The following is a 12,918-nucleotide window of genomic DNA, read 5'->3' on the forward strand; positions in this document are numbered from 1 at the left end:
TCAGTGGAAATCCCGGCTGCGTACGTCCAGCCCCTGCAGCAGCACGCTGACATCCTCCAGCCGCCTGGCCACCAAATGGCGTACGCCATTTTCCTGTTCCAGGCGGCCACTGACCTTCATCAGCCGAGCGCCGACCAACGCGCGCCGCTGCCGTTCGGCGAGGTCCCGCCATACGACCACGTTGACCATGCCGAACTCGTCCTCGAGCGTTACGAAGGTCACGCCACTGGCGGTCTGTGGCCGCTGCCTGCCCACCACCAGCCCTGCCATGGCAATGGCGTCGCCATGTTCGACGCCGTGCAGTTCACCGGAACTGCGACAGCCCAGGGCACGCAGACGGGATCGGAGCAAGGTCAATGGGTGGGGCCCCAAGGTCGTGCCCATGGCATGATAGTCGGCCACCAAGTCTTCGCCGACGGTGGGTGCCGGCAGGTCGACGCGTTCCTCCGGGGGCGCCTGCACGTCGGCGAACAAAGGCAATTGCGCCTGCACCGCCGCCACCTCCCAGCGCGCCTGGTGCCGGTGCCTGGCCAGCGCGACCAGGGCCCCTGCGTCCGCCAGACGAGCCCGGGCGCGCTCATCCAGGGCCGAGCGCAGGCACAGGTCCTCGACGTCCCGCCACGGCTGCACCGCCCTTGCCTGTTCGAGCCGGCGCACATCGGCTTCGGCCAGGCCGCGGACCAAGCGCAAGCCCATGCGAATGGCCAGTTCTCCCCCGGGCCCAGGCTCGAGCGTGCAGTCCCACTGGCTGTGACACACGTCCACCGGCCTTACCTCGATACCCTGGCGGCGGGCCTCCTGGAGCAGTTGGTCGGGGCTGTAGAACCCCATCGGCCAGCTATTGACAAGCGCGCAGGTGAAGATGGCCGGCTCGTGGCATTTCAACCAACTGCTGGCATAACACAGCAGTGCGAAACTGGCGGCGTGGGATTCGGGAAATCCGTAGCTGCCAAAGCCCTTGATCTGTTCGAAGATGCGTTCGGCGAACGCCAGTTCGTAGCCATTGCGCTGCATCCCTTCGAGCAAGCGCTTGCGGTGCGGCTCCAGCCCGCCGTGGCGTTTCCAGGCGGCCATGCTGCGACGCAGCTGGTCGGCCTCACCGGGGCTGTAGTCAGCCGCCACCATGGCCAACTCCATCACCTGCTCCTGGAACAGCGGAACGCCAAGGGTACGCTCGAACACCGCTTTCAGCTTGGGCGATGGATAGGTCACCGGTTCCTGCTTGAGCCGCCTGCGCAAATAGGGATGGACCATGTCGCCCTGGATGGGGCCAGGGCGCACGATGGCGACCTCGATGACCAGGTCGTAGAAGGTTCTGGGCTGCAGGCGCGGCAACATGGCCATTTGCGCCCTGGACTCGATCTGGAATACGCCCATGGTCTCGGCGCGGCTGATCATGGCATAGGTGGCCGGGTCTTCGGCAGGGACGGTGGCCAGCGTCAAATGTCGCCCACGGTGCTGCTGCACCAGCGCGAAGCAGCGACGCAGTGCACTAAGCATGCCCAGCGCCAGCACATCGACCTTGAGCAGGCCGACCATGTCCAGGTCATCCTTGTCCCATTGGATCACGGTGCGTTCGGCCATGGCCGCGTTTTCCACGGGCACCAGCTGGTCGAGGGGTTGTTGCGAGATGACGAAGCCACCTGGGTGTTGTGACAGGTGCCGGGGAAAACCGATCAGCTCACCGGCTAGCACCAGGATACGCCGCAACATCAGGTTGCCTGCATCGAACCCCGCCTCGGCCAAACGCTGTGCATCGGGGATGCGGTCGCTCCAACGGCCGCAGCATTTGGCCAGGGCGTCCACCTGGTCGGCCGGCAGGCCCAATGCGCGAGCGACATCGCGTACCGCCCCGCTGGCGTGATAGGTGTTGACGACCGCCGTCAACGCCGCGCGGTGTCGACCATAGCGCCTGAACACGTACTGGATGACTTCCTCGCGCCGGTCGTGCTCGAAGTCCACATCGATGTCCGGCGGCTCGTTGCGCTCGCGTGACAGAAAGCGCTCGAACAGCAACCGATGTTTCATGGGGTCCAGCTCGGTGATCCCCAGCACGAAGCACACCACCGAGTTGGCGGCAGAGCCGCGCCCCTGGCACAGGATGTGCTGCTCGCGGGCAAAGGCCACGATGTCGTGAACGGTGAGGAAGTAACTCTCGTAGCTTAGCTCGCTGATCAGGGCCAGCTCCCGATCAAGGGCTTGGCGAACTTGATCGCTCGGGCCTTGGGGCCAGCGCAGCGGCAACCCTTGTTCGCACAGCTCACGCAACCAACTGGCAGCGGTATGCCCAGCGGGCACCAGTTCTTCGGGGTATCGATAGCGCAGCTCACCAAGGTCGAAACGGCAATGCTCGGCAATCACCAAGGTCTGGGCTAGCAGGTCGGCGGGATACAACTCGGCCAATTGGGCAGGGGTACGCAAATGACGCTCGCCGTTGGCGTACAGAAAGCGCCCTGCTTCAGCCACTTGGCAGCGCCGGCCAATTGCCGTCATGCAGTCTTGCAGGGCGCGCCGACCGCGCACGTGCATGTGAACATCCCCGCACGCCACCGCATTCACACCCAAGGTTGCCGCCAATGCGCGCAGACGCTCCAGGCGCTGGTCGTCACCGACACCGCGGTGCAAATGCACGGCCAGCCAGAGGCGGGCCGCGAAGACCTCCCTCAACCAGTCGCCCACAGCTTGATCGGCAACATCATCAGGCACCCATAATGCCAACAGGCCCTTGCTGTGCGCAGGCAGGTCCTCGCGCAACAGCTGGTAGTCCCCTTTGGGCGCCCGACGCCGCGCACGGGTGATCAGGGCGCAAAGGTTCTGGTAGCCCTGCAGGTCTTGCACCAGCAGCACCAGCTTGGGCCCATCCTGCAGTTGCACTTCGCTGCCGACGATCAGCCGTACACCCTGCTCTTTCGCCGCTTGCCAGGCGCGCACAATGCCAGCCAAGGTGCATTCGTCGGTAATGGCCAGGGCTTGGTAGCCTTGCTCGCGAGCCCGGCGGAACAACTCATCCGCGCTTGACGCTCCGCGCTGGAAGCTGAAATTGCTCAGGCAATGCAACTCCGCGTAGCCAAAGCCGCTCATGAAAACCAGCCCTGCAACCATAGCGGCCCGCCTTGGCCGAGGTCACGGTAGGCCCACCCACGCAGGCCCTCACGGGTTTCGATGCGGTAGTAATCACGGCGTACGTCCGCGCCGTCCCACCAACCGGACTCGATGCGCTCGGCCTGCCCGTGAACCTGATAGGCCTGTTCGTCGAGCACCGTGGGGGTGGCCAGCAGCCAGCCAGGACGGCTGCCCGGTGTGACGCACAGGCTGGACCACTGGCCGACTTCATTGGCCTGCCATGCCTGTTCAGGACGGTGATCGGCCACGGCGCTGAGCCCCGTCACGGCCTGGTCACCCAGGCGTGCACGCAAGCGTTCGCGCAGTTGTTCCCACGGTTGGGCCTGCTGGGCGCGTGGATCGAACAACGCCTTGTGCTGAGGCACGAACGGCGGCAAGTCCTCGGCCACCAGGCGCAGGTTGCGCACCGGCGCCTTCAGACGCACCAATTCCAGCCTGCCACGGGCCAGTTCAAGCAACATGGCTGAGTCGCGTTCTGCGGCCAGCAATCCAACGTCAAGCTGGGTGTCATGGCCCTGCGCGTGCTCCATGTACACCTTGAATCGCTGGACGCCACAGTCGCGCCCAGCCAGGAAAGCGGCCAGGTCTGTCAGCATGCGACGTAATGGGAACAATAGCGCCTGGTGCGACTCCACATCGAAGTTCAGCTCCAACCGCGCCTCGAAACGGTCCGGCGGTTCGAAGAATGCAAGGCCCAGGTTGCGCATGCCCAGTAACTGGTCCAGGTGCAACTGCACCTGGGCAGCAAAGCGCCTTGCCAATGCGTCGCGCGGTAGCGCCAGTACATGTTTCAGCTGGCGCAACCCCATGCGGCCGAAGGCCTGGGCATCCTCCGGGCGCAGGCCGATCCGGTCGATGGGCATTTCGGCCAGTGCCGCACGAGTCGAAGCGGCATCCTCCAACGCCAACCCGTCGTGAGTATTGGCCAGCATGCGCGCAGCCACCGGATTGCTGGCCAGGACGATGCGTTGACGCAAGCCCAGCGCAGACAGTTCCTGGCGCAAGCGCGCCTCCAGTACCGGCCATGGCCCGAACAGCTGCAGGCTCGACCCTACTTCCAGCAACAAGGTTCGCGGATAGTGCAAGCTGACCTGGGCACTGAAGCGATATGCCCAGGCGGCCAGCAACTGCTGCAAAGCATCGATGCGCTTGGGATCGACTTCGAGGCAGGAGAAGCCATCGGCCAGCGCACGGGCGGCCGTCAGGGTTTGGCCGGCGCGAAGCCCCAGAGCGGCTGCCGCAGGGTTGACCGATTGCAGGACCCGGCGCTGACTGGGACCACCCAGCAGCACCAGCGGTGCGTCACGGTCGTCGCGCTCGCGCAGCAGGCTGTCCAGCGCCAACTGCGGAAATAGAATGCAGGCCCACAACATGTTCCATCATCCCTGCCTTGAACACGCGATCGGTAAGGCCGGCGGCATGCCGCCACGGCATTTGAGTACCCGCCACTGGGGTGGGCGTGCGTCGATGGCGATGCGCAATGCCGCAGGCGACGGGTTATGCATGGCCGCTTGCCCACGGCAGGCGAACGCCAGGGCCTGCCCGGTTTCCGCCGCGACCTGCAAGCGGCGCAAGGCGCGGTCATCGGCGCGTTCTGGCCAACATACCACCGCGGCACAACTGCCCGAACGCAGGCACTGTTCGGCGGCCCACAGGGTGTCGGTAGTGCCCGCGTCGACCTGGAACAGCCAGCGCAGGTCGATACCCGCCGCCTGCCAGGCTGGCGCAAAAGGAATGAAGGGAGGTGATACCAACACCACGCGTCCGCCCTCGCCGCTCAGGCGCGCCAGCGTGGGCCAAAGCAATTGCAGTTCGCCGCTACCAGGCCGCACGAGCAACAATTCGCTGAGCGCCGCCGCCGGCCAGCCGCCTTCGGGCAGGCGTTCGTCCAGGCTGGCATGCCCGGTCGGTTGCAGACCCTGTGGCCGGGCCTGGGCTTGACGGCCACGCCATACCCGACGCTGGTCGAGCAGCCTGTCCAGATCAATGACCGCGCCCATCAGTCGCGCCGCACCAGGCCACAGAAGATGCCTTCGATGAACAGCTCCTGATCCGGCCCTACGTCAATTGGTGCGTACGCCGGATTGCGCGGCACCAGCCGATAGCCCTCGCCGTGGCGCTGGAGGCGCTTGATGGTCACCTCGCCGTCCAGCCGAGCGACCACGATCTGCCCTTCCCGTACATCGCCCTGCTGGCGGATGCCGACCAGGTCACCGTCGAGGATGCCGTCACCTATCATCGAGTCCCCGCGCACCTTGAGCAGGTAATCGGGGGTACGGCGAAACAGGCTGGGGTCGAGCATCAATTGCTCGTGGATGTCGAGGTCCGGCCCGATCGGCGCACCCGCGGCCACCTGTCCGAGCACCGGCAGTTCGAGCATTTCAGGCCGGCGTAGCGGCCTTGCCAGGCGAATACTGCGGGCCTGATTGGGGGTGACGTCGATGTAGCCTGCCTGGCACAGCGCGGTGATGTGCTTGCGGGCCACGCTGCGTGAGGCAAAGCCAAAGCGCGTGGCGATATCGGCCAGGCTGGGGGGCTGGCCTTGTTCGGTGATGCGCTCGCGAATGAAATCGAAAATGGCGCGGCGCTTGGGGGTTAGATTATCCATGGAGCACATTTGTACTCTTTCCGGAGCACGCTGACCAGCCCCCTTCGTCGTCGTCATTGGTTATGATCCTATGGCCACCCTGTACCTGCTTTGGAAATCCCCATGCTCAATGCATTGCTGTTCGACCTAGATGGCACCCTCACCGACACCGATACCCTCCATTTACAGGCGTTTCGCCAGCTCTTGCGTGAATACGACGGCCGAGCATTGAGCCAGGGCCAGTTCGATGCTCAGATCAGCGGCCGGGCCAATGGCGAACTGTTCGCCGAGTTGTTCGAGGGTGCCACTGCCTTGCAGTGCCAGGCACTTGCCGAACGCAAGGAAGCGCTTTTTCGTGAAATGTCACCAAAGCTCGAGCCCCTGCCTGGGCTGATCCGTTTGCTCGATCACGCCAGCACCCACGGCTTTGGCATGTGCGTAGTGACCAACGCCCCGCGGCTCAATGCCGAACACATGCTCGCAGGCCTGAAGCTGAGCGACAGGTTCGACCACGTGGTGATTGCCGATGAACTGGCCAAGCCCAAGCCCGACCCGCTTCCCTACCTGACCGGCCTGCAGCGACTGGATGCCCATGCTGACCAGGCGTTGGCTTTCGAAGACTCGCTACCGGGCGTTCGGGCAGCCAGCGCTGCCGGGATCTTCACGGTCGGCCTTGCCACTACCCAGACGCCACAACGTTTGATCGAGGCAGGTGCGCGCCTGGTCATCGACAACTTCGAAGATGCGCGCCTGTGGGCGTTATTGGGCGCGGACAGGGCACCGGCGGGAAGCGATGACACAGCACGCTGAGCTTCACCTGCGCAGCCCCTTGCTGTTTCGCTTCGTAGCGTTGGGTATTGGGCTGGGCATGGTCGCCGTGTGCAGCCTGGCGTTGTATGCCATCTGGGTGGATGTGCTACCAGTCTTCGGGCGCCTGTACCGCGGTGCTCCGGTGGTCGAGACTTCATTTGGAGCTTTCTTCTTGATCGGGGTGATTTCGTTGACGCCCATTGTAATCGCCGCTGCCATGACCGGCTTTTTTACCGGGCGCAAGTTCGACCCGCCGAGGGGGTCCTGGCTTGCTCGATTCCAGCTTCGCTCTTTTCAGGTCACACTCATGGCGATATGCATCGCGGCCCCGGTGATGATTGCAGTCAGCACGGCCACGCTCCTGATCAAGGACTATCGGCCCTGCACCAAACTGCGCATTTCCGGATCGCGCGGGCACATGTTCTGGGTCAATGATGACCGGGTGTGTTTTACCCCGGATGCTTACATCAATGATCATTGGCCCTGCAAAACGGTGGGTGACCGGACGGTGTGCGTCCAGGTGGATGGCCACGCTCCACTCGGCTCGCAGGCTGCCCGGTAGAACCTCCTGGCCGCTTGGAGCGTCCTACAGCTATTCCTATTCGACCGCAGGCCATACGTGATCGCTGGCCTGCTATGTCTCCTCGACCCGACTGCCAAGCAAGGACAGCAACATGCCAAGCGACAAACCCGCCTTCAGCGGTTTCATTCGTGTACGGGGTGCGCGCGAGCACAACCTCAAGAATGTCGATGTAGAGGTACCGCGCGACGCATTGGTGGTGTTTACCGGAGTGTCGGGTTCCGGCAAGTCTTCCTTGGCTTTTTCGACACTGTACGCCGAGGCCCAGCGCCGCTACTTCGAATCGGTTGCGCCCTACGCTCGGCGGCTGATCGACCAAGTGGGTGTACCGGACGTGGACGCCATCGAAGGCTTGCCTCCCGCGGTGGCGCTGCAGCAGCAGCGTGGCAGCCCCAGTGCGCGGTCTTCGGTAGGCAGCGTCACCACGCTATCGAGCTCCATCCGCATGCTGTACTCGCGTGCAGGCCATTACCCCGCGGACCAGCCAATGCTGTATGCCGAGGATTTCTCGGCCAACACGCCGCAAGGCGCCTGCCCCGCGTGCCATGGGCTCGGCCGGGTCTACGAGGTCACCGAGGCGACCATGGTCCCGGACCCCTCATTGAGCATCCGGGAGCGCGCAGTGGCTGCCTGGCCCATGGCGTGGCAAGGGCAAAACCTGCGGGACATTCTGGTCACCCTGGGCTACGACGTGGATGTGCCTTGGCGCGATCTGCCCCAGAAGCAGCGTGACTGGATTCTCTACACCGAAGAAACACCCACCGTGCCGGTCTACGCGGGCCTTACGCCGGCCCAGGCACGTGCCGCCCTCAAACGCAAGGCAGAACCCAGCTACCAAGGCACGTTCACCGGCGCTCGGCGCTATGTGCTGCATACGTTCATGCACTCGCAAAGTGCACAGATGCGCAAGCGCGTTTCCCGTTACATGCGCCCGAGCCCCTGCCCCACGTGCCAAGGCAAACGTCTCAAGCGCGAGGCATTGAGTGTCACCTTCGCAGGCCTGGATATCGCAGCGCTTTCGCAACTGCCCCTGCAGGCCTTGGCTGAGGTATTGCGCAAGGTGGCGGCAGCCGAGTACCTGATTCAGGACGATGACCTGACAGTTGAAAAACGCCTGGCCGCGCAACGCATTGCCAGTGAGCTGCTGGTGCGCATCGACACGCTGCTTGAGCTCGGCCTGGGTTACCTGGCACTCGAACGCAGCACCCCTACCCTGTCTTCGGGCGAGCTGCAGCGCCTGCGCCTGGCTACGCAGCTCAATTCGCAGCTGTTTGGCGTGGTCTATGTGCTGGACGAACCCTCCGCCGGCCTGCACCCGGCCGACAGCGAAGCCTTGTTCGATGCCCTGCAGCGCCTCAAGCAGGCGGGCAATTCGGTGTACGTGGTCGAACACGACCTGGACACCATGCGCCGTGCGGACTGGCTGGTGGACGTGGGGCCGGCCGCCGGAGAGCACGGGGGCAAGGTTCTCTACAGTGGCCCTCCGGCCGGCCTGGCCCAGGTCGAGCAATCGTGTACGGCCCGCTATCTATTCCAGGCACAGGACAAGACACACCGCCAACATCGCGAGCCCCAGGCCTGGCTACGCCTGGAGGGCATAACCCGCAACAACCTCGACAACCTCAGTGCAGCGTTCCCGCTGGGCTGCTTCACGGCGGTGACCGGCATTTCGGGCTCCGGCAAGTCGAGCCTGGTCAGCCAGGCCCTGCTGGACTTGGTAGGCACACACCTGGGTCACGCCGAGGCTTCACAGGATGCCCAGGTGCCTGACCTGGAAGACGAGCCAGAGCAGGTGAGCACGGGCCGCGTCAGCGCAGGCCTTGAGCACATCAAGCGGCTGGTGCAGGTAGACCAGAAACCGATCGGCCGAACGCCTCGGTCCAACCTGGCCACCTACACCGGCTTGTTCGATCATGTGCGCAAATTATTCGCCAGTACCGAACAGGCCAAGGCCCAGGGCTTCGATGCCGGGCGTTTCTCATTCAACGTCGCGAAAGGTCGATGCCCTACGTGCGAAGGCGAAGGATTCGTCAGTGTCGAGTTGCTGTTCATGCCAAGCGTGTTCGCTCCTTGCCCGACCTGTCACGGGGCCCGCTACAATCCAGAGACCCTTTCGGTAAGCTGGCAAGGCATGAATATCGCCCAGGTGCTGCAACTGACCGTGGAACAAGCGCTGAGCGTGTTTGAGGATCAGCCCTCGGCGCGGCGTTCGCTTCAAGTGCTGCAAGACATAGGCTTGGGCTATCTGCGTCTGGGCCAGCCGGCAACGGAGCTGTCAGGGGGCGAAGCACAACGGATCAAGTTGGCCACCGAACTGCAACGCCAGGCCCGCGGCGCCACCTTGTATGTGCTCGATGAGCCCACCAACGGCCTGCACCCACAAGATGTCGACCGGTTGCTGGTGCAGCTCAACCGCCTGGTGGATAACGGCCACAGCGTGGTGGTGGTCGAACATGACATGCGCGTAGTCGCCCAGTGCGATTGGGTGATCGACATCGGCCCTGGGGCTGGCGATGCCGGCGGCAAGGTGGTCGCCAGCGGCAACCCCGGTCAGGTGGCCAAGGCCAAGCACAGCCGCACAGCCGCCTTCCTGGCACGGGCCTTGTAGCAGCGCTGGATAACATCGACGCAGGCGCAAGCGGCCACACAACGGCTGCATCCAACACCTTAGACAGGCTGTTTCATGGACAAGTACGCACCCCGCCAGTGGTTACCTCACGAGAAACCGACCCTGCCAGGTTCGCCGTCCACGCCCCTGCACAGCCCAGCCAAGCGCCTGGCCTATGGTCTGGTTGGTTTGCTGGTCGCCATCACCGGCGGGCTGGGCAACGCGCTGGTGACCGCAAACCTTGTGTTCCTGCAAGGTGCACTGGGCGCGACCACTGCGGAAATGGCCTGGTTGCCGGCTGCCTACGTGATGACCAACGTGTCCATGAACCTGTTGCTGGTCAAGTTTCGCCAGCAATTCGGCCTGCGTGCCTTTACCGAAGTGTTTCTGGTGCTCTATGCCCTGGTGACCTTCGCCCACCTGCTGGTCAACGACCTCAATTCGGCCATTGCCGTGCGGGCCGCCCACGGCATGGTGGGCGCCGCGTTGACCTCGCTTGGCCTGTACTACATGATCCAGGCGTTCCCGGCACAGTGGCGGCTCAAGGCAATGGTCCTGGGCCTTGGCGCTTCCCAGCTGGCCTTGCCGCTGGCACGGATATTTTCTGAAGACCTGCTGTTGATCGCCGAGTGGCGGGGGCTTTACTTGTTCGAACTGGGGCTGGCGCTGACAGCCCTGGGCTGTGTACTTCTGCTCAAACTACCGCCCGGTGACCGCTTCAAGACCTTCGAGCCTCTGGATTTTCTCACCTTCGCCCTGATGGCCAGCGGCACGGCGCTGCTCTGCGCGGCCTTGTCGCTTGGGCGCATCGACTGGTGGCTGGATGCGCCGTGGATCGGCATGGCGCTGGCAGGCTCGATCGTCCTGATCCTGAGCGGGCTGGCGATCGAGCACAACCGGGAGAACCCCCTGCTGATGACGCGGTGGCTGGGCAGCGGCGCCATCATCCGCCTGGGGCTGTGCGTGATCCTCATCCGTATGGTCACCTCCGAGCAATCCACCGGCGCAGTCGGCTTCCTGCAGATGCTCAACATGTCCAGTGAACAGATGCGTTCGCTGTACTGGATCATGCTGCTCGGTGCGGTCGCCGGGTTGGCGACCAGCGCCTTGACCATCAACCCTAACCACTTGATCCTACCGCTGCTGATCTCCCTGCTGGCCATGGCAGTAGGCGCCTTCATGGACAGCACGTCGAGCAACCTGACCCGGCCTGCGCAAATGTACCTGAGCCAGTTTTTGTTGGCCTTCGGCAGTACGTTCTTCCTGGGCCCCTCCATGGCCCTGGGCATTGGCCATGTGCGGGCCAACCCGCAGAACCTGGTGAGCTTCTCGGTGCTGTTCGGCATCTGCAACAACCTCGGTGGTCTGATCGGTGCAGCGCTGCTGGGCACGTTCCAGATCTGGCGGGAAAAATTTCACTCAAGTCACCTGATGGACCACTTGAGCAGCGTGGAACCGCTGGTCACCGCCCGGGTTCAAAGTGGGGGTGCAAGCGTCGGGCGCCTGATCGCCGACCCTGCCCTGCGTACTGAAGTGGGCATGCGCCAACTGGCTAGCGCGGCCACCCGAGAAGCCAATGTGCTGGCCTACAACGATGTGTTCATGCTCATTGGCGCTATCGCTATTCTCACCATGATCTGGATCTGCATACGCGGCACCTGGCTCTGGTACAGCAAACGTCAGGCTCGCCTGACCGACTCATCCCTTGGCGCACCGACACGATGACCGAACAATCCCGCACCACCACCACGACTGCCATCGCCGAAGCGCCGGAGGGCACTACGCCACCAAGTGAGCCAACTTCACCCGGACGCACTCGCAAGGTGCGCATACTGTCAGCCATCACCTTCGGCTGTGTCGCCCTGGTCGGCGTACTGGTGGTGCTTTATGCGTGGCGCCTGCCCCCTTTCAGCAGCGCCATCGAAAGTACCGAAAACGCCATGGTGCGCGGGCAGGTCACGATCATCGGACCGCAGTTGAGCGGCTATATCGTCGAGGTGCCAGTGCAGGACTTCCAGTACGTCAAGGCGGGCCAGTTGCTGGTCAAGCTCGATGACCGGATCTACACCCAGCGCCTTGCTCAGGCCATCGCTCAGCAGCAGCAACAAGAGGCGGCGCTGGCCAACAATGCGCAGCAGCGCAAGAGCGCTGAGGCGACCATCGCCCAGCGCCAGGCTGCCATCAATGACGCTGCCGCGCAGTTGACCAAGGCGAAGGCCGATCTGTCGCGCAACCAGGCGCTGGTCACCGATGGATCTGTGTCACGACGTGAACTGGATGTCACCCGCGCCAGCGAGGCGGCGGCGGCGGCGAGCCTTGCGCAGGCCAAGGCTGCGCTGGAGATTGCCCGGCAGGATCGCGAGTCGGTGATCGTCAACCGCGCGGCGCTGCTGGCTGCGGTCGAGAATGCCAAGGCCGCCGTGGCCCTGGCCCGCATCGACCTGGACAACACCCGCGTGACCGCGCCAAGGGACGGGCAGTTGGGGCAGATCGGGACGCGCCTGGGCGCCTATGTCAACTCCGGTGCCCAGCTGATGGCGCTGGTACCCGATACCTTGTGGATCATCGCCAATATGAAGGAAACGCAGATGGCCGACGTGCGCATCGGCCAGCCGGCCAGTTTCACGGTGGATGCCTTGAACCATCTCAAACTGTACGGGCACATCGAACAGATTTCCCCTGCCACTGGCTCGGAGTTCGCGTTACTTCAGGCGGACAATGCGACCGGCAACTTCGTCAAGATCGCCCAGCGCATTCCGGTGCGTATCACAGTGGATGCCGGCCAGCCAGAGGCTGCGCGGCTGCGGCCGGGTATGTCGGTGGTGGTCAGTATCGATACGGGGGAGCAGCCGTCCTGTGGCAGAGCGGGTTGCTAGCGGATTGATGGGGGGTGTGCCCTTGGATGGGTCACGTGTTGGCGAGAGTGGACAATGGGTATTACTCTACACCCCATAGATCAGTCTCTTTAATCAGGGTGTGGCTGCATTCGAACACCTTTGCGAGCCACCACTTCTTGTAGGAGCGAGGTGCCACGATGGCCGTGCAGCGGCCCCAGTTTATTTGCTGTGATTCAAACACTAGGGCCGCTTCGCGGCCATCGCGGCACAAAGTCGCTCCTACACGGGATATATATCGCGGCAAGTTTAGACGTTATCATCCCCACCACAGACGCTGTTGATCTTGATCTTGATCTTGATCTTGATCTTGATC

At 63.7% G+C, this 12,918-nt stretch carries 9 protein-coding genes; 5 read left to right on the forward strand and 4 right to left on the reverse strand.

The window, feature by feature from the left end:
- The 4 genes from PFU01S_RS09830 to lexA are packed head-to-tail and all read right to left on the reverse strand — an operon-like array spanning nucleotide 1 to nucleotide 5,731.
- Complete coding sequence (locus PFU01S_RS09830) at nucleotides 1–3,081, reverse strand: error-prone DNA polymerase (protein ID WP_028687779.1); 3,081 nt, start codon at nucleotides 3,079–3,081, stop codon at nucleotides 1–3.
- A complete protein-coding gene (locus PFU01S_RS09835) occupies nucleotides 3,078–4,496 on the reverse strand; it encodes a Y-family DNA polymerase (RefSeq protein WP_028687778.1) in 1,419 nt (472 codons plus the stop codon). The genes PFU01S_RS09830 and PFU01S_RS09835 overlap by 4 nt, the downstream gene beginning before the upstream one ends.
- Before the next feature lie 6 nt (nucleotides 4,497–4,502).
- Nucleotides 4,503–5,123 (reverse strand): translesion DNA synthesis-associated protein ImuA, encoded by a 621-nt coding sequence (gene imuA / locus PFU01S_RS09840; RefSeq protein ID WP_027916357.1) that lies wholly within the window; start codon nucleotides 5,121–5,123, stop codon nucleotides 4,503–4,505.
- On the reverse strand, nucleotides 5,123–5,731 hold the full coding sequence (lexA, locus tag PFU01S_RS09845; RefSeq protein ID WP_088523740.1) for a transcriptional repressor LexA: 609 nt from the start codon (nucleotides 5,729–5,731) through the stop codon (nucleotides 5,123–5,125). Before lexA ends, imuA begins: the two co-directional genes overlap by 1 nt.
- Before the next feature lie 102 nt (nucleotides 5,732–5,833).
- Between lexA and PFU01S_RS09850 the strand changes: the two genes are divergently transcribed.
- The 5 genes from PFU01S_RS09850 to PFU01S_RS09870 all read left to right on the forward strand — a co-directional run bounded on the left by PFU01S_RS09850 (nucleotide 5,834) and on the right by PFU01S_RS09870 (nucleotide 12,584).
- On the forward strand, nucleotides 5,834–6,520 hold the full coding sequence (locus tag PFU01S_RS09850) for an HAD family hydrolase (RefSeq protein ID WP_028687777.1): 687 nt from the start codon (nucleotides 5,834–5,836) through the stop codon (nucleotides 6,518–6,520).
- The gene (locus tag PFU01S_RS09855; RefSeq protein WP_028687776.1) at nucleotides 6,504–7,082 is read left to right on the forward strand and encodes a hypothetical protein; all 579 of its coding nucleotides are present in this window, start codon (nucleotides 6,504–6,506) and stop codon (nucleotides 7,080–7,082) included. The genes PFU01S_RS09850 and PFU01S_RS09855 overlap by 17 nt, the downstream gene beginning before the upstream one ends.
- A 112-nt stretch (nucleotides 7,083–7,194) precedes the next feature.
- Nucleotides 7,195–9,708 (forward strand): excinuclease ABC subunit UvrA, encoded by a 2,514-nt coding sequence (gene uvrA, locus PFU01S_RS09860; RefSeq protein WP_028687775.1) that lies wholly within the window; start codon nucleotides 7,195–7,197, stop codon nucleotides 9,706–9,708.
- A 75-nt stretch (nucleotides 9,709–9,783) separates the two neighbouring features.
- A complete protein-coding gene (locus tag PFU01S_RS09865) occupies nucleotides 9,784–11,433 on the forward strand; it encodes an MFS transporter (protein ID WP_027916362.1) in 1,650 nt (549 codons plus the stop codon).
- Nucleotides 11,430–12,584, forward strand: coding sequence for an HlyD family secretion protein (locus PFU01S_RS09870; RefSeq protein ID WP_028687774.1), 1,155 nt, complete (start codon nucleotides 11,430–11,432; stop codon nucleotides 12,582–12,584). The genes PFU01S_RS09865 and PFU01S_RS09870 overlap by 4 nt, the downstream gene beginning before the upstream one ends.
- Nucleotides 12,585–12,918: the final 334 nt, after the last annotated feature.

Source organism: Pseudomonas fulva NBRC 16637 = DSM 17717 (assembly GCF_000730565.1).
In the GTDB taxonomy this organism is placed as follows: domain Bacteria; phylum Pseudomonadota; class Gammaproteobacteria; order Pseudomonadales; family Pseudomonadaceae; genus Aquipseudomonas; species Aquipseudomonas fulva.